The sequence below is a fragment of the Gilliamella sp. Choc5-1 genome, from assembly GCF_001690595.1.
Classification (GTDB): domain Bacteria; phylum Pseudomonadota; class Gammaproteobacteria; order Enterobacterales; family Orbaceae; genus Gilliamella; species Gilliamella apicola_M.
In genome coordinates, this window is sequence record NZ_LZHH01000096.1 from 1 (window position 1) to 19,869 (window position 19,869).

The 19,869-nt window shown below is 34.1% G+C and carries 21 protein-coding genes; 11 read left to right on the top strand and 10 right to left on the bottom strand.

Features of this window, described 5'->3' with window-relative positions; translation table 11 throughout:
• A partial coding sequence (locus tag A9G35_RS13530; RefSeq protein WP_218057240.1) for a T6SS immunity protein Tli4 family protein occupies positions 1–471 on the top strand: 471 nt, incomplete at its 5' end.
• Positions 458–1,585: a T6SS immunity protein Tli4 family protein gene (locus A9G35_RS08420; RefSeq protein WP_065636483.1), complete on the top strand. Its 1,128-nt coding sequence runs from the start codon at positions 458–460 to the stop codon at positions 1,583–1,585. The genes A9G35_RS13530 and A9G35_RS08420, both read left to right, overlap by 14 nt.
• Positions 1,586–2,102: 517 nt before the next feature.
• Here the strand turns inward: A9G35_RS08420 and flgL are convergent.
• The 8 genes from flgL to A9G35_RS08465 form a co-directional block, all read right to left on the bottom strand.
• Positions 2,103–3,059 carry a flagellar hook-associated protein FlgL gene (gene flgL, locus A9G35_RS08430; RefSeq protein ID WP_065636485.1) on the bottom strand — a complete coding sequence of 319 codons (957 nt, stop codon included), beginning with the start codon at positions 3,057–3,059 and terminating at the stop codon, positions 2,103–2,105.
• A 14-nt stretch (positions 3,060–3,073) separates the two neighbouring features.
• Positions 3,074–4,717 (bottom strand): flagellar hook-associated protein FlgK, encoded by a 1,644-nt coding sequence (flgK, locus tag A9G35_RS08435; RefSeq protein ID WP_065636486.1) that lies wholly within the window; start codon positions 4,715–4,717, stop codon positions 3,074–3,076.
• A 130-nt stretch (positions 4,718–4,847) separates the two neighbouring features.
• Positions 4,848–5,735, bottom strand: coding sequence for a flagellar motor protein MotB (motB, locus tag A9G35_RS08440; RefSeq protein WP_065636487.1), 888 nt, complete (start codon positions 5,733–5,735; stop codon positions 4,848–4,850).
• Positions 5,735–6,616 carry a flagellar motor stator protein MotA gene (gene motA / locus A9G35_RS08445; protein WP_065636488.1) on the bottom strand — a complete coding sequence of 294 codons (882 nt, stop codon included), beginning with the start codon at positions 6,614–6,616 and terminating at the stop codon, positions 5,735–5,737. The genes motB and motA overlap by 1 nt, the downstream gene beginning before the upstream one ends.
• Positions 6,617–6,667: 51 nt before the next feature.
• Positions 6,668–7,273: a flagellar transcriptional regulator FlhC gene (gene flhC / locus A9G35_RS08450; protein ID WP_065636489.1), complete on the bottom strand. Its 606-nt coding sequence runs from the start codon at positions 7,271–7,273 to the stop codon at positions 6,668–6,670.
• 13 nt (positions 7,274–7,286) lie between these two features.
• Positions 7,287–7,607 carry a flagellar transcriptional regulator FlhD gene (gene flhD, locus A9G35_RS08455; RefSeq protein ID WP_065636499.1) on the bottom strand — a complete coding sequence of 107 codons (321 nt, stop codon included), beginning with the start codon at positions 7,605–7,607 and terminating at the stop codon, positions 7,287–7,289.
• Positions 7,608–7,797: 190 nt separating this feature from the next.
• Positions 7,798–8,514: an RNA polymerase sigma factor FliA gene (locus A9G35_RS08460; protein WP_065636490.1), complete on the bottom strand. Its 717-nt coding sequence runs from the start codon at positions 8,512–8,514 to the stop codon at positions 7,798–7,800.
• A gap of 176 nt (positions 8,515–8,690) precedes the next feature.
• Positions 8,691–9,503 (bottom strand): flagellin N-terminal helical domain-containing protein, encoded by an 813-nt coding sequence (locus A9G35_RS08465; protein WP_065636491.1) that lies wholly within the window; start codon positions 9,501–9,503, stop codon positions 8,691–8,693.
• Positions 9,504–9,838: 335 nt separating this feature from the next.
• Between A9G35_RS08465 and fliD the strand changes: the two genes are divergently transcribed.
• Genes fliD through A9G35_RS08480 form a run of 3 tightly spaced genes read left to right on the top strand, consistent with a single transcriptional unit; the run spans position 9,839 to position 12,022 of the window.
• Positions 9,839–11,272: a flagellar filament capping protein FliD gene (gene fliD / locus A9G35_RS08470; protein ID WP_081300175.1), complete on the top strand. Its 1,434-nt coding sequence runs from the start codon at positions 9,839–9,841 to the stop codon at positions 11,270–11,272.
• A 9-nt stretch (positions 11,273–11,281) separates the two neighbouring features.
• The gene (gene fliS / locus A9G35_RS08475; protein ID WP_065636493.1) at positions 11,282–11,662 is read left to right on the top strand and encodes a flagellar export chaperone FliS; all 381 of its coding nucleotides are present in this window, start codon (positions 11,282–11,284) and stop codon (positions 11,660–11,662) included.
• Positions 11,663–11,674: 12 nt separating this feature from the next.
• Positions 11,675–12,022, top strand: a complete 348-nt coding sequence (locus A9G35_RS08480) for a hypothetical protein (protein WP_065636494.1) — start codon at positions 11,675–11,677, stop codon at positions 12,020–12,022.
• Between the two features lie 67 nt (positions 12,023–12,089).
• Here the strand turns inward: A9G35_RS08480 and A9G35_RS08485 are convergent, their stop codons facing one another.
• Together A9G35_RS08485 and fliE are read right to left on the bottom strand one after the other, a co-directional pair.
• Complete coding sequence (locus A9G35_RS08485; protein ID WP_081300176.1) at positions 12,090–13,208, bottom strand: hypothetical protein; 1,119 nt, start codon at positions 13,206–13,208, stop codon at positions 12,090–12,092.
• 283 nt (positions 13,209–13,491) lie between these two features.
• A complete protein-coding gene (gene fliE / locus A9G35_RS08490; RefSeq protein ID WP_218057241.1) occupies positions 13,492–13,788 on the bottom strand; it encodes a flagellar hook-basal body complex protein FliE in 297 nt (98 codons plus the stop codon).
• Positions 13,789–13,978: 190 nt separating this feature from the next.
• Here fliE and fliF point away from each other — a divergent pair, with 190 nt between their 5' ends.
• From fliF to A9G35_RS08520, 6 genes are all read left to right on the top strand, one after another.
• A complete protein-coding gene (gene fliF / locus A9G35_RS08495; RefSeq protein ID WP_065636496.1) occupies positions 13,979–15,694 on the top strand; it encodes a flagellar basal-body MS-ring/collar protein FliF in 1,716 nt (571 codons plus the stop codon).
• Complete coding sequence (gene fliG, locus A9G35_RS08500) at positions 15,694–16,692, top strand: flagellar motor switch protein FliG (RefSeq protein ID WP_065636497.1); 999 nt, start codon at positions 15,694–15,696, stop codon at positions 16,690–16,692. Before fliF ends, fliG begins: the two co-directional genes overlap by 1 nt.
• A complete protein-coding gene (locus A9G35_RS08505; protein WP_065636498.1) occupies positions 16,679–17,467 on the top strand; it encodes a flagellar assembly protein FliH in 789 nt (262 codons plus the stop codon). The genes fliG and A9G35_RS08505 overlap by 14 nt, the downstream gene beginning before the upstream one ends.
• Before the next feature lie 31 nt (positions 17,468–17,498).
• A complete protein-coding gene (gene fliI, locus A9G35_RS08510) occupies positions 17,499–18,842 on the top strand; it encodes a flagellar protein export ATPase FliI (protein WP_065636501.1) in 1,344 nt (447 codons plus the stop codon).
• Positions 18,843–18,854: 12 nt separating this feature from the next.
• Complete coding sequence (gene fliJ, locus A9G35_RS08515; protein ID WP_081300074.1) at positions 18,855–19,316, top strand: flagellar export protein FliJ; 462 nt, start codon at positions 18,855–18,857, stop codon at positions 19,314–19,316.
• Positions 19,306–19,869 (top strand): hypothetical protein (locus tag A9G35_RS08520; protein ID WP_141673842.1); only part of this gene is annotated, 564 nt, incomplete at its 3' end. The genes fliJ and A9G35_RS08520, both read left to right, overlap by 11 nt.

Below are 19,869 nucleotides of genomic sequence, written 5' to 3' on the forward strand. Positions count from 1 at the left end.
TTTTGTTTTTTGCACGGTTTTATGCAAGGAGAAGATCGTGAATGGAAAGATATCGGATTTACCTATAGACACAATACAATAGAGGATTTCTATTTTAGTATCGATTATAACGATTTTAAAGAAGGTAATGCATTACTTGATAAGCCAGAAGGTTATGTTACGCAAGGCCGAGGACATACTCTCTATAAAGGGACGCGTGAGAGTAATGGGTTACTGCTAGAAGAGTGGATAGCAAAAGGGCAATTTTTCCTTAATGAAGAAGGCTTCGATTCCGATGATTTGGGATATGTATTTTCGCTAGGGATCCATATGACCGACCCAACCTATAAAACGCCACAATTACGTTTAGAAATGTACTACAAAATCCCCGATGATGAAACACAAGAATACAGTGAAAAGCAACTTATGGTCATTTGGCGAGAAATCACTAATAGCATTAGAATAAGGGAAAGTTCTTTTGAAAACGAATAAATATTACTGTTTTATTGTTGGTCTATTCGCGCTAACCGTATCAACCAGTTGTCAGGTATTTAGCAAGAATATTCAAACAATTACATTACCACCCAAAGCGCAGCAGCCAGTGGCTGCGTTACTATCAAATACATCAACACGCTGTATTGGCACCTATTTAATCGACTTACCGATTGAATTTAAAGTCAATGAAGAGGGATATTTTGATTACCAAAGTAATCCTATTATAACCATTGCCACAAAGCAACAATACTTACCCCCTTTTAAACAGATGATAGCTCGGCGTGAGCAAGAGTTGCGAAATACTAAACCGGTTGATCCGCTTGATGGCAATTATCTAAAACACGTGTATCCAGTGCACACCCATAACCCCGATAAAATGCAAGGCATTATTTTTGAACGTATGGAAAGTATTGGTACACCGGATGTCGCCAGAATATTGGAAGGATATCGCTGGCAGGATGAAGTCACTTTAAAAATTCAAATGAAAGCGCGTAATGGCTTATCTAAAAAGTACGATGCAGATCGTCAAAGTTCTCCCCACTTGTATGGTAATAACGTGCCACAAAAATTAGCTGAATTACATAAACTGTTTGAACGAATTCAAACTCGTGATGATTTAACTATCCCAACCACCCCTGGTTTTTGTTTTTTGCACGGTTTTATGCAAGGAGAAGATCGTGAATGGAAAGATATGGGGTTTATCTATTGGCATAATACAATCAATAATTTTTATTTTAGTATCGATTATAACGATTTTAAAGAAGGTAATGCATTACTTGATAAGCCAGAAGGTTATGTTACACAGGGACGAGGACATACTATCTATAAAGGGACGCGTGAGAGTAATGGGTTACTGCTAGAAGAGTGGATAGCAAAAGGGCAATTTCTCCTTAATGAAGAAGGCTTCTATTCCGATGATTGGGGATATGTATTTTCGCTAGGGATCCATATGACCGACCCAACCTATAAAACGCCACAATTACGTTTAGAAATGTACTACAAAATCCCCGATGATGAAACACAAGAATACAGTGAAAAGCAACTTATGGTCATTTGGCGAGAAATCACTAATAGCATTAGAATAAGGGAAAGTTCTTTTGAAAACGAATAAATATGGAATGGCAACACATTTTCAAACAAAAAAATTAAGGAGTAAGTGTTTTTTAAATTCAACGGGAGGCAAGTAGTCTAACGAAGAATGTAATCGTTTATGCTTATATCAATAAGCATAAGCTGTAAACAGGGCGAATGAACCGTACACGGCATTTTTTGCTGGGCATTTTTCCGCAATGGCGATCAGGTCGAAGTGGTGGTCGAACCGTTAGAAGATGGGAGTTATTACGCCTATGCCTTACGCCGACCCATCGATCACCTCCTATGGTTATACCTTGGGCTATGAAAGGAACCAAAGCTAATAATGATAAAAATTATTCAAAAAACCAATTGATTTTATTAGTGTTTTTGGGTTGTTTTTTTATGTTAATTATATAATTACATTGATTGCTTATCTAGCATGCTATAGAATTACTTATTGAGCATTTCTGCAAAAAAGGAGGCGTTAAGCCTCCTATAGGGGATGAATTATTTTAGGGGGGTAAGATCACGTTGCACAAATCAGCATGCAATGCTTATTTCATTTGAAACAGTGACATACTTTGCATTGTCATAAAGGTGTATTGTGCAGCTTGTAAATTTGCTTGTAGTATGGCGTATTCTGAAATGGCATCATACCAATCTACATCTTCAAACTGACTAATTTGTGTTTGGAATTCAATATCTAATGTTTTGCCTAGTGTGATTAGTCTGTTTACTTCAGATAATACCGAGCCACCTTCTGCCCTAAGCGTTGAAATATTGCTAAATGAATTATCGACACCATTGCGAGCTTTTGATAACCCTTCTCTAAATGCTTCAACACTTTTTTCATCATCATAATTTAAGTCTGCTTTTAATGCATCGAGTGCATAATCAATACTGGCAAAAATATTGCTTTCTGCTGGTGAACCATCGGCATTTTTGACATTGGCATCAGTCATAAATACTTGAATACCTGTAAAACTTGCCGATACCTCTCTCGAATCATCAATTAAAACATTAATAGAGGTACTTCCGCCAATATAAGTGACTTCGCCTGATTCATTTTTTATAAAAGGAGGTGTGTCATTCTTTTTGCCAGCGAAAATGTAGTTACCATTTGTGTCTTTTGAGTTAGCTAACGAAAATAGTTGATCTTTTAAACCTTGTAATTTATTGGCAATATCTAGCCTATTTTCTTCATTTAATGTTTCATTAGCGGCATAAACTAAGGTTTCTTGAATTGATTGAATGACGGTGTTGATTTCCGACAAAAGCGTATCTTGGCGACTTAGTGTTTTTTCAGTACTTTCGCGCGTAGCTTGAAATTGTTCATTTTGAGCTTGCGCTTGTTTTAATATTAATGACTGTGCTGCCCCCATAGGATCATCTGAAGGCGTTAAAATTTTTTTTCCTGTTGCTAGATGTAAACCGGATTTTTGCCATTTGCTGTTAGTATTTAAAATACTTTGTGTATTTTTTTGATAAAGTGAGTTTGTACTAAGGCGCATTTTTTATCCTTTTATCATTTAGTTAAACTTAAAATGGTATCAAATAGTGTTGTTGCCGCATCAATCACTTTTGCATTCGCTTGGTAGTACTGCATATAAACTTGCATTGAGATATATTCTTCTTCAAGATTGACCCCAGATATTGATTGATTTTGCTCATAAATTTGTTGAGTTATATTTTGCGTTGATTGGGATGAAACTTTAGCTGTTTGAGTTTCGCTACCAATGTAACTCACTAAGGTTGTATAAGCGCTTTTTAAGGTTGTTGTACCATTGACAAGTTTTTCATGTTGGATTTCTAATAATTTAGCGACATTACGATTATCGCCTGCGCCATTTTCTTCGTCATCAAATCCTGTTGCTAGTTTATTGACATCTTTAACCAACAGTTCTAATGACGAAGCAATATCTGCCACGGGTTTAATCATAAAAGAGTCACCACTTACAGCGTTACCGCTTATTTCAATAGACAGACCATCAAAGAGCAATTTATCCCCTTCAATTTTTGGGGTTATTTGTTGATGATCGGATAATCTTGTAACAACCCAATCTTTGCCATTAAATTCTATTTTGTAATCAGATGCTTTTACATCTGTAAACGATGTAAACTCGATTTTAGCCGTGGCATTACCTTGATTTTTAGTATTGGTGATACAACTAGGGTGGTTGTAATTAAATAATTTTTCGCCTTGATTACCATTAATATCAATACCCGACATATGCACTTCGTTAAAGCGTTCAGCTAAATTGAGAGCAATTAAACCTAATTGATTACGTGCATCGGTTAAAGGACCTTCACGAAAGGTTAACAGACCATTTAATGAGCCTGATGTGATGTTCTGACTCGTTAATTCTTGTGTTGCGCCTGAATGATGCGTATAAATAATTGTATTTAACGTGGGATCGTCTGCTGAAGGTTGAACTGATAATAAATTTATAGAAGAACCTTGAACTAAATTTAGACCATTGGCTAAGGATAAGTTATATTGTCCATTTTGCTCAGTAACGGTAATACCAATGATTTCACTCAGTTCATTAACAAGTTGATCACGTTGATCAAGTAATGCGTTGGGTTCAAGTCCGTTACCCACTGATTGTAGTTGTGATATTTTTTGATTGAGATCAGCAATTTGCTGAGTATAGGTGTTGATTTTATCTACATTACTGCTTAATTCAGTATTAATATTAGCGATTTGATTTTTTAAGTTTTTTTCTGTCTTATTAAATTGGCTAGTTAACGATGCCAAATCACTTATCACTGTTTGTTTTGTCGATGCATCACCTGCATTTGAAGCCAGTTTATTTAAACTTGCAAAAAGGTTGTTGAGTTGTGATGAAATACTATTGTCATTTTCTGCCAATAGATTATCGACTTTTGATAATTCATTATAATAAGCTTTAATTGAACCGCTTTGCGATTGTGATTGACGCAGTTGTCCAACCACAAAGTTGTTAAAGGCACGGTTCACCGATGAAACCGAAACACCATTACCCACAAAACCAAAACTATGTTGAGTTCCATTTGCTTGACGTAAAATTTGCTGTTGACGATTGTAACCTGTGGTATGGGCATTACTAATATTATTGCTTATTACATTAAGCATATTTTGTGCAGCATTTAATCCACTAATACCAGTATTCATCAATGAATTTGTCATAAAAACTCCTAAATTTATGGTTTCAGTTAATAATATTATTATTAAACGAACAGGTTACCTTTTATATCGGCGCAAGTTACCAAAACTTTAATTATTTTTTAGATAATGCCATGGATGGTTTATCTTTTGATTATTGCTCGCTAATGGATTGGGTTTGTTTTAAAAAATCAATACCTGTCATGTTGTTTTCGGCCTCAATATATTCTTGCGCGGTTTTATTTAAAATTAAGATGCTAATACGACGGTTGGCATCTTTACTGTAGTTTGGATTGTTTAAACTTACTGTATCGGCTAGGGCAATAATACGAGTAATTTTGCTTGAATCTAAACCGCCAGCAATAAGCTCTCTTCTTGATGAATTGGCTCTATCGGCTGATAATTCCCAGTTGCTATACCCTCGATCGCCTGTTGAATATTGCCGTTCATCAGTATGACCTGATAAAGTGATTTTATTGGGTAATGAATTGATAATCGGTGCTAAAGTTCTCAGAATTTCTTGCATATTAGGATCAATTGTAGCACTACCTACATCAAACATTGGTTTATCGTCAGAGGCTAAGATTTGAATTCGTAACCCCATTTCAGTTAATTCAATAATAAGATTAGGCGCTAATTTTTTTAATTTTTCATCAAGATCGAAAATATCATAAATTTTTCGTGCCGCTTCAATCATCTGTATTTTTTCAAGTTGTTTTTTTTCAAATTCATTCTGTGACAAAGCATCATTTTTTTCTTCACCAAGCTGTTGAGTCACATCATCACCACCGCCAGGAATAGGGCTTTCGCTGTCGCTAATGTTTTTTCCACCATTGTAGCCAAGAATTAAGGGTGTTCTAAAGTATTCCGCAATGCCTTTTAACTCTTGTGGTGTTGATGTTGAAATTAACCACATGACTAAAAACAGTGCCATCATTGCGGTCATAAAATCGGCATAGGCAATTTTCCATGAACCACCATGATGCCCACCACCATGTCCTGATTTTTTTTTAACAATTATTCTTATAGATTTATCTTTCATTACTCGTTATTTTTATTGATATTTTTATCTTTAATTTCTTGAATATATTTTTCTAATTCAAAAAATGACGGTCTTTCATGAGAAAAGATTGTTTTTCGCCCAAATTCGATACAAATTTGTGGTGAATAATCATGCATGCCGGCAATTAGTATGGTTTTTGTACATTCTAATATTTTGACTACGTCGGCGTTTCTTTGTTTCAATAAAGCGGCTAATGGAGAAACAAATCCATAAGCAAGTAAGATCCCTAAAAAAGTACCGACCATCGCATGTGCAATAAGCTCGCCAAGCTCACTTGCTGGCCTGTCTGCTTGTGCAAGTGTATTAATAACCCCCATTACTGCTGCAACAATCCCAAATGCGGGTAATCCATCACCAATACTTGAAATAGCATCAACTGGTTTTTCTAGTTCATGAACAAATGTTTCGATCTCTTCACTCATTAGTGTTTCGATTTCAAAAACGTCCATATTGCCACTGATCATAAGTCGTAAATAATCGGTGATAAAATCGCATATTCTAGGGTTAGATAAAATAAGTGGGTATTGTTTAAACAATTCGCTTTCATGCGGATTATCAATATCTGCTTCAATTGATAACCCCCCATTTTGGCGGATTTTAGTTAAAATGGTGTACATAAAATTGATCAGTGTTAGATACAGGTTTTTATTATATTTAGATGTTTTAAATAATGACCCTAGCGATTTGAGTGTTGCTTTTATCGTTTTTTGTTCATTACTGACAATAAAAGCACCAATTGCAGCACCACCAATAATTAATAATTCCAGTGGTTGAAACAGCACAGCTAAATAGCCACCACTAAGCACGTAACCAACGAGTGCCGAGGCAATGACGACAATATACCCTATAATTATTAGCATTGACTTTCTTTTTTCTCCATAAAATAACAGTTGAGTTGCTTTGATATTTATTTAAGCAGGTATCTGTTTGGCAATTGATGAATTGAAATAACTTGGTTTTGATAATACTTTCAGACACTTTTCGTTATTCTCTTTTTGTGTCTTTTTGTTTTTATCTGCTCTTGATGGCGGTTGACATAAACTGCAGGTAAACGTGTTTTCAGGGTGGTAGGCATGTGTAATAAAAAGGCCTTGGCATGCAGTGCAACATGATTGTTGCATGATATTTTTTTCAACAAATTTGACCAGAATCCAAGCTCGAGTTAACCCTAAAACAGGTTCATCTTTATTTAAAAATTGGCATTGTTCTAAATAAAGCTGATAAGCTTTTAAAATAGTTTGAATGCCTGATTTTAGGCCATGTTTAACTAAAAAAGCATAAGCGTTATAAAAAATACTAGCATGGATATTCGGTTCCCATGTCATAAACCACGAGGTTGAAAAAGGTAATAAGCCTTTAGGAGGAGGACAACCTTGAATCTCTTTATAAAGCTTGATAAGTTTATTTCGGCTTAAATTAGTTTCACTTTCTAACATTTGAATCCTACCGCCAAGGGAAATTAATTTGATGGCGAGTTCGGTTTCCTGATATTTTTGAATAATACTTGTACCTGTCATTTTTATTCCTTAGCTACTTATTCATTGAATCTAATAACAAACTTGATAAAAGAATCCCTGTATGCATCTGCTTTATATCTCTAACGCGGGATTCTTCTGTAAGTTTTTTGATCATTTCTGCGTTTTCAAACCGTAGCTGAAATGTTAATTGATTGGTTTCTGATAAAACCAGCATTTGAGAGGTACTTAAATTACTCAGTATGTCTGCTGTTTCTTCATCAATACCTAATCGATACATTGCCATTACTTTATCTTTTTCAAGCATTCGCTGGCTTAACAGTAGAGTTGATAAATTTAAATGATGTATACATTTAAGAATATCCTCATCTAGTATATTTCCCAATTTAGTCACCAATTTGTATTAAATTTGTTCGCGTAAAAAAACGAATAATTAGTAAAAATAAAACATAACAATTTTTTTTCACGCATAAAGTTACATTTTTAAATGTAAAAGGTCAATAAAAAAATAATTTCAATTTGTTTTCGATTAATTACGTTTTATTTAATTTATTTTTTTATTTTTACTAAAAACTGACTTTACTTTGTATTCTTTTTATTGCTTGACTATGTAATTGGCTTACTCTTGATTCACTAATATTCAAGACTTTACCAATCTCTTTTAAATTGAGATCTTCTTGGTAATAAAGCGATAAAACGAGCTTTTCTTTCTGGGGCAAGTTTTCTATTTGCTGAATAACGGTGTTACGAATTTCTTCATCTATTATGGCTAAAAAAGGGTTATTATCTTCTTCATTTTCAATAATGGCATCAATGTTATCGCCAAGTTTTTTATGGATTTCATCATATGAGCATATTTGACTACAGTTTGAATCTAATAATATTTTTCGATATTCACTAATTGATAATTTTAAATATTGGGCAATTTGCTCATCGTTAGGGGGTGTACCTAGCTTTTGTTCTAACTCATTTATTGCGGTTGTGACATCTTTAATCTGTTTTCGAGTTTTCCTTGGTAACCAATCACGATTACGTAACTCATCAAGCATTGCACCTTTGATTCTTGGTATAGCAAAAGTCGCAAAGGTGTTTCCTTGCGATTTGTCATAACGCTTTATTGTGTCTAATAAACCGATATAGCCAACTTGTAATAAATCATCAAGTTCAACCGTTGTAGGTAAACGAACAGCTAGTTTTAAAGCTTCATTACGAACTAAATGAATATACTGTTTCCAATCGATTTGGTTTATTACGCCATGCGAGTTATATAAGCTATTATCCATTTTTGAACCAATGTTAAAAAAATGCTTAATAGTATTATGACGATAGTTGATAAATTTAATGGGCAGAATAAAGGGATAAAAAATAGCTAATTATAAATATTAGTCATAACGGTATGATAAAAACACCGTTATGACTATATGATAAAGTTAGAATGACCAAAAATGAATGATCAGAATTACTGTAATAAAGACAGTACAGATTGTGGTACTTGGTTAGCTTGTGCTAATACTGATGTACCTGCTTGTTGTAAAATTTGACCACGAGTCATGTTTGATACTTCAGTTGCATAATCTGCATCTTCAATTCGGCTACGAGCAGAACTTAAGTTATTTACAGTATTGTTGATGTTTGTTACTGTTGATTCGAAACGGTTTTGTACCGCACCAAGTTGTCCTCGTAATGCATCGATTTTTGATAATGCTTCATCAATAGTTTTTAATGGATCTACTGTTGGTGTATTAGAAACCTTGAATCCGTCTAAGCCAAGCTCTGTGCTATCAATTTTTTTCAAATTGATTTCAATGGTTTCACCGTCGTTTGCACCTACTTGGATTTTTAGTGTTTTATCTTCAGATAATACTTTAGAACCATTGAAATCAGTTTGTTTTGAAACACGATCAATTTCATCTAAACGTTGATCAATTTCATTTTGAATTGAAACTAAATCACTTTCAGAGTTGGTGCCATTTGCCGCTTGAACAGTTAATTCACGAATACGTTGTACGTTGTTGTTGATTTCGTTTAATGCACCTTCAGTAGTTTGTGCAAGTGAAATGCCATCATTTGCATTACGAGCAGCTTGTGTTAATCCTTTGATGTTTGATGAAAAACGGTTAGCAATTGCTTGACCTGCCGCATCATCTTTTGCGCTATTAATACGCATACCAGAAGAAAGACGCTCAATTGCTGTACCAAGAACGCTTTGAGAGTTATTAAGGTTGTTTCTTGCCATTAAAGACATTGTATTAGTATTAATTACTTGTGCCATTTTTATCTCCATTAATATAAATAATTAAATCAACGATATATTGAGGTTTTATTCAATATCTTTGCTGATATATAACTTATCGGTAATAAAATAAGGAACTTTAGTTTTTTTAACATTTATCTTTTTTTAAAATAGGCAAATTATTTCTAACATCTTTAATATTAACAAAAAAATCATAATGTTATTTTTTTATAAATAAATTTTTAATGGTGGTTTTTTATCCATAAAAATAAGTGGTTTGTTCTTTATTAAATAAATATTGATTTGATGCTAAATTTTTAGAAAAAACAGCCGATATAACAGTTATTAAATAATTGTTATAGGCGGATTAAATCATGGCAATGAGTGCATTAGGGATTGGTTCAGGAATTGATCTTGGCGAAATTTTAAATCAATTAGAAGCAGCAGAAAAAACACGGCTAGTGCCAATCACTACGCAACAAAAGGCGATTAATGCCAAAATTAGTGGTTTTGGTAAATTAAAAAGTGCATTAACTACATTTAATTCAGCAACAGCAAAACTGCAAAAAAAAGAATTGTTTCAAAGCCGAACAACAACGGGTAATAATGATTACTTTTCAGTAAAAGTAAATAGTAAAGCGGCATTAGGTAATTATGCTGTTACTGTTGATCAATTAGCGACTTCTCACGGTGTTGCAACATCAGCGATCAATGATAAAGCAACACAATTAGGTAATGATAATGAAACACGAACGATTACTATTGAACAAGCAAATGGCGATAAACTTAATGTAACGTTATCTAAAGATGAAACCTCATTAGAAGCAATCGCCAACGCCATTAATAATGCTCAATTTGTTGATGAAAATGGAAAAACAAGCTCGTCAACAATGAATGCTGCGGTTGTTCGCTCTGGAGATGGTAGTTATCAATTATCTATTACTTCGAAAGAAACAGGTGAATCACAAAGCATTACTGCTATTTCATCTGATGATGAAAAACTAAATGAAGTTATTGGGTTTGATATTAATCAGCCAAACAATAGCCATATGACTGAAGTTTCAAAAGCGCAAGATGCTAAATTTTCGTTTAATGGTATTGCGATAACAAGTGGCTCTAATACTGTCAAAGACGTGGTTGCGGGTGTTGATATTACATTAAAAGCGACCACAACAACAAGCCAAAATTTGGCAATAACCGCAGACGATGAAAAAGCCGAAGAGGCAATTAAAGAGTGGGTAGAGGCATTTAATCAGTTACAGTCCACGATATCAACATTAACCCAGTTTACCGCTGAAGAAAAAAATTCCAAGGAATTAAATAGCAGTAATGGTCCGCTTGTTGGGGATGCAACATTGCGTAATATAGATCAAAGCATTCGTTCGATATTTTCTAAAGGACAATCCGGCGAGTTTTCGGTATTAGCCCAAATAGGTATTAATATGGACAAGAATGGTACGTTAACTATTAATGAAAATGCTTTAAAAAAAGCATTAAGTGAAAACAGTGATGCAGTCGCAACACTGTTTACTGGTGACGGTAAAAACACAGGAATTGCAAATGAAGTTTTTGCTAAAGTCAGTGGGTTTATTGATAGTGATGGTATGATTGATTCAGCAACTAATGGTTTGAATGCAACATTAAAGTCATTAGATAAACGCCATGAACAAGTGAGCAATTCTATTGAACAAACTATTGAGCGTTATCGGGTGCAATTTACCAAATTAGATATTTTAATTAACGAGTTAGATAGCATGAGTAATTATTTAACAACTCAATTTGATATGATGGCAAATTTAAAAAAATAGAGAATAGTAATGTATAAAATGGGCTCTCATGCTTACGAGCAAGTGAATTTAGAAACGCGTATTAGCCAAGCATCCCCCCATCAATTGATTGTTTTATTATTTGATGGAGCACTTAATGCAATTAAATTGGCTAGCTTATATATTCAAAAAGGTAATATTGTTGGTAAAGGTAACGCAATTTCTAAAGCGATTAATATTGTTGATAATGGTCTTAAAAGCTGTCTAGATTTAGAAAAAGGCGGTGAAATTGCTGAAAATTTAGAACGTTTATATCACTATATTAGCCAACAATTGTTATTGGCTAATTTGCATAATGATCAAGAAAAATTACAGACTTGTTTCGATTTACTTAACAATATTGCTGAGTCGTGGCGTGAGATTGCTAAGTAAAAAAGGATGATTATGCAAGGAAATAATTTATTAGAACAATACGAACAATTCAACTATGTTGTTGAACAAATGTTAATTAATGCACAGAATGAAAACTGGGATTTATTGTTGAGTTGGCAGGCGAAATACCTTCAATTATCGAAAGGTATTATGTTGGTTGATGATTTTTCGAAAATTGAAAACATGCCATTGCAACATCAAGACCTGATTCGAATGTATATCAAAAATATACTTAGCTATCAGCAGCAGTTAACCCAATTAATGATTACCCGTCATTCTCAGCTTAGAGAGTTGATCGGTAAGCATGCCGATTATCAAACTAAAATCGGTAGCTATCAAAAAATTGCCTGTTTAATGTAAGTTTGTGGATGCTTTGTTTGAATCTTATTCATCGATAGGAACCAACCAAGCATTCCGTTAAACAGCCTTAATCAATATTGCGATTTAAAATAATTAATTCTTTGTTATTTGTATGTCTTTCTTCTTCTCCATAAAAAACAACAGTATAATTATGATCTTTAATTTTGACTATATCACTGATAATTAATTTTTTTGTAGATAATTTAAAAACTTCTTTTGTGTGCAAGTTTATATAGCAACCTACGGTTTCTTGAGAAAAGGCTTCGATCACCTGATTATTTTGAATTGTAATCCAACCATTACCGATTTCATTAGTGAATCGGATAACAAACGTTTCTGCAGCAATTTTTATTGGTTCCCAAATAAAATAAATTTGCCTTTCTATATCAAACAATAGAGCCTGTTCTATTTTTCCTTCAGGTGAAACATTAATCAAATAAAATTTACCTTTTTCATCAATACCTAAAATATTTGATGTGTAAGTAAAACTTAAATTCAATACGCAAATTAGAGAGAAACGTTTTCCTATGTTTATATTTCTTGACTGTAACTCCCTACCCATTTCATCAATTTGACGATGTAACCAAACATTGTCAACATAAGCAATTAGATGGATTTGATTATTCAAAGAATCAATAAATAATGTGTTATCTTTGGGAAACGGAATTTTATTGGTATAGGTTTTTTTTATATCATCATTTTTAAATTCAACAGCAATCAATTTATCTGGTTTTGTATCTGAAAAAATATCAACATTATGGAAAATAGAAAAATTATGACATATTCCCATAAAATTACCCACAATAGGTCTCTTGGGTTTTGGATAGGTAAGATTCTCTCTATCAAATAATGGTAATATAATATCTAAGTCTTTATCTGGATGGTACACAGTAATAGATACATAATTCTTACCTGTAGGGCTTACAAAGAACTGAGGTAGGATTCCATCTAACTCATGATAATAATGAATACTTTTTTTATCCAGATCTATAACGATATATATGACATTATAACTCATTTCGTTTTTATGATAAAAATAAGCAGAAATAACAAGCTTTTCCTGACAATATATTGCATCTTTTATATCAAATCCGTCAAGCGTAGTAAGAACAGTAAGTAGCCCTAATGTTGGGAAATCGATATGTTTTTCATTCAAGGACATATTAGCTTTTTTTAATGTTATCACTTTAAATCCTTCATGTATTGTTTATTATTTTATTGAATAATGGCAGTATGTTGTTATTTTTTTTAAAAGTAAAGCAAAAATCGTGAGGTCTTTTGACCAATCAGTTGATAAAGAAAATAACATATTTAGTAATACAACAAGCATCAAAAACATGAGCGGAGCTTGTTGTAAATTTGAAACGAGCGATAAGTTGATTATCGTATTTAGATTAGAATTAACAGTTATTATCTGTAGAAAGAAAATACAAAAACTAAGGGATGAGTATTATATTCGCTGTTATTAATTAAACATTCATATTCATAATTTCTTGATAAGCAGCAACCAGCTTATTGCGCACTTGAATGCCAAACTGCAATGATACTGATGATTTTTGCATGCTAACCATTACCTCGTTCAGCGAAATATTAGTATCCCCCATCTCAAAAGCTTTAGCTTGTTGATTTGCTTGTATTTGCAGTTGGCTGATTTTATCTAAAGCTGTTTTTAGCTCGGAACCAAAGCTTTTTTTGTCAGCAACGTGTTCTTTTGCAGTAATATAGACTGATTCATTTAAATTTGTCAGCTCAATTGAATTTAACATATTGATTGTATTCATTTTGATGGTTATTTGTTTTGTTTATTCTGTCAAAGTGATGTTAAATTTAACATAAAAATAAAAAATCAAATGGTTTAAGTAAGGGGAAAACTGTGCGCTTTTCTTGCCATTGAATTTTTTAAATACATGGATAATAACACCGAGTTAATCTAAATAGTTTAGAATTAGGGTGTCTATGACTAGTCAAACAGTCAATAATAAAGGTGAGTCAATATTAAATAAGTTGCCTTTTTTAAATCAGTTAAAACAAAACACAAAAATGGCATTGTTAATTGTTGGTGTCATTATAATAGCTATTATTAGTTTGATCTATTTATGGGTTAAAGATGAATCGTATAGTGTTTTATTCAGTAATTTAAGTGATAAAGATGGTGGCGAAATTATTAGCCAACTTGATAAGATGAATATCTCTTATCGATTTTCTGCCTCTGGTTCGACAATCTTAATTCCACAAGACAAAGTTTACGACACGCGTTTACGAATTGCACAGCAAGGATTGCCTAAAGGCGGATCGATTGGTTTTGAACTGCTCGACAAAGAAAATTTTGGTATGAGTCAATTCAATGAACAAATAAATTACCAACGCGCATTAGAAGGCGAATTATCCAGAACAATATCGATTATCAGTAGCATAGATGATGCTAGAGTGCATTTAGCAATGCCCAAACCGTCGTTATTTGTTCGTGAGCGAAAATCCCCATCAGCTTCTGTCGCATTAACGTTACTACCAGGTCGAACCTTATCACAAGGTCAAATCGATGCCATTATTCATTTAATTTCAAGTAGTATTCCTGAATTACAGGCAGATAAAGTCACTATTATCGATCAACATGGTCATTTGCTAACTGGTGAAGGTTACCGAGATAGAAACACAAATGTAGCTCAGCTTGAATTTAGTGAGCGGATTGAAGAAAGTATTCGCCAACGAGTAGAAAAAATTATTACGCCTATTTTAGGTAAAAATAATGTTAAAGTACAAGTTAATGCTGATGTAGATTTTAGCCGACAAGAATCAACATCAGAAACTTATGATCCTAATAGTGATATTGCGAATCAAACAATTCGTAGTAAGCAACAAATGGAAAACCAACAGTCAGCTAATAGTTATGGTATAGGCGGAGTGCCAGGTGCTCTATCTAACCAACCTGTGCCAACTTCTAGTGCGCCGATTGATGCAGATGAAACAAAAACCGCATCGACTGAAAAAACAGATAAACAGCAATCTTACAATCTGCAATCAAATAATACTGTCAACTTTGAAGTAAATCGACAAGTTATACATAGTCAAATACCTGAAGGAAGAATTAAACGCTTATCTGTTGCCGTTTTAGTTAATTATAAATTTGTCACACCCGAACCCAGTGACAGCAAATCGGAATCAGATGATAGTCAGGAGCCAGAAAGTACTCAGCAATGGGTAAAGCTAGATAATGATGAACTTAAAAATATTGAATTGTTAGCTCGCCAAGCGATGGGGTTTTCAGATTTGCGAGGTGATTCGCTCACTGTAGCCAACTTAAAATTCACAGATCAACAATTAGATGAAGATAACGGTCTTACATTTTGGAAAACTAATGAGTTTTATCAAACTGTTAAAAATATTGGTAAGTATCTGATTTATATTTTAATCATTTGGTTAATTTGGCGAAAAGTATTGCGTTCACTATGGATAAAAGTACAGCGACAATATCTAATTCTTAGCGATAAAGCGGCTGAAGCATCAACTGTTACTGAGGAAAAATTAGATTATAAAGCGCACAGTAAACAGCAGCAGAAAATATTTGAAGATAACATGCAACAACAGCAATACATCCGTAAAGTTGTCGAAAAAGACCCTCGTGTTATGGCATTGATAATTCGAGGCTGGATGAATAAGGAGGACACAGAATAATGAGTTTAAGTGAATCTCAAAAAGCTGCCACCGTATTAATGATATTAGGCGAAGAGCTGGCTGCAAAAGTGATGCAGTATTTAAGTTCGAAAGAAGTACAACAAATTAGTAGTGCAATGATGTCATTGCCTCAACTTTCTCAAGAACAGTTGAAAAGTATACTTAATGAAAGCCAAGCAACGCTTGATGATTGTGCTGTGTTAAATACAGATACTGATGGATACTTGCGTACAATACTTGAAAAATCTATAGGTACTGAAAAAACCGAACGTTTACTTGATGATCTATTAAATACCGATCGTGAAGAAGAAACCGATGGCCTTGAAATGCTGAACTTTGTTGATGCCGCAAGAGCGGTTGATCTTGTTAAAAAAGAGCACCCACAAATTATTGCGACAATATTAGTGCATTTAAATCGTGATTTAGCGGCCGAAATTTTAAATCTATTTGATGATGAGTTGCGTAATGATGTTATGTTGCGAATAGCCACGTTTGGTGGTGTTGAGCCATCAGCACTTAAAGTGTTATCAGCATCGTTATCAACGTTATTACATGGTCAAAATATTAAACTGAATAATATGGGCGGAATCCGTACAGCGGCTGAAATTATTAACTTAATGAAATCGCAGCAAGAAGAGCAAGTTATCAACTCATTACGTGATTATGATGGTGAGCTTGCACAGAAAATTATTGATGAAATGTTCTTATTTGAAAATCTTGTTGAAGTGGATGATAGAAGTATCCAACGTCTACTCAAAGAGGTCGATAATGAAGTACTCATCATAGCCTTAAAAGGTGCGTCAATAGCATTGCGTGACAAACTACTAAGCAACATGTCACAACGTGCAGCATCAATTTTACGCGAAGATCTTGAAAACAGACCTCCAGTACGCTTATCACAAGTTGAAACCGAACAGAAGAAAATTTTGGTTATTGCGCGTCGATTAGCTGAAAGTGGCGAAATGATCTTAACTAGTGGTGATGATGAATACGTATAATCAATCCGATAAATTAGACTGGCAACCACTAGACTTTCAGGACTTAGTTACCTGCTCGCTATCAAATGTAATTGAAAACGAAGAGATAGAACAAACCGAAGTTAATGTGTTACAGCCTGATCTTGAGGTTGAACCAGAGCCAGAATCAGAACTTAATACCGAAAGTTCAGATTCCATGGTTATCCAACAAACATTGGAACAATTAAAGCAGGAAGTAGAAATACAAGCCTATCAAGAGGGATTTAATTTAGGCCGAGAGGCGGGTTTTGACGAAGGAAAAAAAGCAGGTTATGAACAAGGATTTCTTCTTGGACAACAAGAAGGACGAGAGCAGATTCAGCAGCAACTGAATGATGAAAAGCAAAAAACAGTTCATGCTATAACTAATTTAGCACATAATTTTCAGCAATCAATTAACGATATTGATGAATTAATTGTACCTAAATTATTTGATTTGGCATTAATTGCTGCACAAAAAACAGTTGGTAGTATTGGTAAGGTAAAACAAAAACAGTTAACTCATACCATACAAACATTAGTTGAGCAGTGTCCAATTTTATCAGAACCTATATCGTTACATCTTAACCCTACTGATTTGCAGTGGTTAGAACCTATGCTTAATGAAGAAAACCAGCAACATCAGTGGCAGCTTATTGCCGATCCCAATATTGAAATAGGGGAATGCAAAATTTTTACTGACACCAATGAAATTGATACAAGTATCAATAATCATTGGCAAATCATGTCTGACTGTGTAAAAAGGGATAATCATTAACGTGAAACATTCGTCTTTATGGTCAGATAAAATTATCCAAGCGACACAGCGACTTGAGTCTCTATCTTTAATTCGTCAATATGGACGCTTAGTTAAAGCGTCGGGATTAGTCCTTGAAGCGGTTGGATTAAAATTACCTTTAGGATCTAATTGCTTAGTTGAACGACAAACAGAAGGACGGATTGAGCCTGTTGAGTGCGAAGTAGTTGGCTTTAAAGATCAAACACTTTATTTAATGCCCTTTGAATCAACGGATGGCATTTTATTAGGTGCACGAGTTTATACTAAACAATATGATCTAACACACTTTAGCCATAAAGTATTGCCTGTCGGTATGGGGTTATTAGGTAGAGTGGTGGATGCCATGGGTAAGCCGTTAGATGGCAAACCCTTACCTGAACATATTGAGCATGCAGGGTTAGCAAGTAAATCACTTAATCCATTACAACGAACGCCAATCCATCAAGTATTAGACGTTGGCGTAAGAGCCATAAATGCGTTACTGACCGTAGGACAAGGGCAACGAATGGGATTATTTGCAGGTTCAGGTGTGGGTAAAAGTGTTTTGCTTGGTATGATGGCACGTTACACTCAAGCCGATATCATTGTTGTTGGTTTGATTGGTGAACGTGGACGAGAAGTAAAAGATTTTATCGAAAACATATTGGGTGAAGAAGGGTTAGCACGAGCGGTTGTGGTTGCTGCCCCCGCTGATGTTTCGCCCTTATTGCGCTTACAAGGTGCGGCCTATGCCACTAAAATTGCTGAAAGTTTTCGTGATCAAGGATTTAACGTTTTATTGATTATGGACTCATTAACACGTTATGCCATGGCACAACGTGAAATTGCCTTAGCCATTGGCGAGCCTCCTGCGACTAAAGGATATCCACCTTCAGTATTTGCAAAATTACCCGCACTAGTTGAAAGAGCTGGTAATGACGAAAGCGGTAAAGGCGCAATTACTGCCTTTTATACAGTATTAACTGAAGGTGATGATCAACAAGATCCCATTGCTGATTCTGCGCGAGCAATTTTAGATGGGCATATTGTCTTATCTCGAGCACTTGCCGAATCAGGGCACTATCCAGCTATTGATATTGAAGCCTCAATTAGCCGAGTTATGACCGACCTAACTGCACCGGAAGACGAAAAAAAATCACGATTATTTAAGCAACTTTTTTCAAGCTTTCAACGAAACCGTGATTTAATTAATGTTGGTGCTTATGTAGCAGGTACCGATCCCTTATTAGACAAAGCAATAACGCTATATCCTGCAATGCAAAAATTTTTACAACAAGGTATTTACGAACACTGTAGTTATCAAGATGCCTATCAACAATTGGCGGACATTGTGGCACCGCAATTAACTGGTTAGGAGTAGTGTGCTGTGAATAAACATTCATCAAAAATAGCTTTTACTACATTAAAAAAACTGGCACAAAAGTCGGTCGACGATAATTTAATGAAGCTAAAAAAAGCGAATGAAAATCAACAAAATGCACAATCACAACTTAATGTTTTAACGGATTATTATGTTGAATATCAACAAAAATTAAATAATGCCTTATCTGAGGGGATAAAAGGCAATGAGTTAAACAACTTTACATTATTTATTGCCTCTATTGAGCAAGGAATTGAGCAACAAAAAAAATTGTTGTTATCGTTAAATATCAAACAAAAGCAAATTATAAAAAACCTTAATCAATCACAAAAAAATGTAAATACTTATACCACATTACTAAGCAAACAGCATAACCAATATTTACGACAGCAAAATCGTTTACAACAAAAACTGACAGATGAATTTGCACAATTACAATTAGCAAGGAGAATATTAAATGAATATTAATCTGATTAATGATTTAAACCTTACCGCTTCTCGTCAATCAGAACTTGTTGAAACCGATGGTATGGCTAACGATAATGATAGTTTTCAGCAATTATTGCAACTTAGCGAAAACCAAATAGAGCAAGATAAGCAACTATTTAATACTAAACTAAATGGCAAAGATGAAACACATGAAGATAATGACAACGATGCCAACATGTCTTTTATTGCCATTTATCCTTTTAATAACGCACCACAAGAGCAAATGCATTGTGCATTGCTTGATGTAGCACAACATAGTGATATTGAGATTGATCAAAGTTTATCAATGACGGCTAACGTAAATACTAATTTATTAGGTGATTTATCGACCGATACAACAAATGAGCAGGCAACGAAGTTGCTTTCTTCTATTTATGGTAGTGAAAACTTAATTAATAAGACAAACTCACAAATCGATGTCATGTCATTAGCGGATGATAAAAAAGAGGTAAAGTTAGGACATACTCGTAAGCAAGCTACAAACATTAAAGGTGAGATTAAAGTTAATATAAATCAAACAAAAAACAAGAAA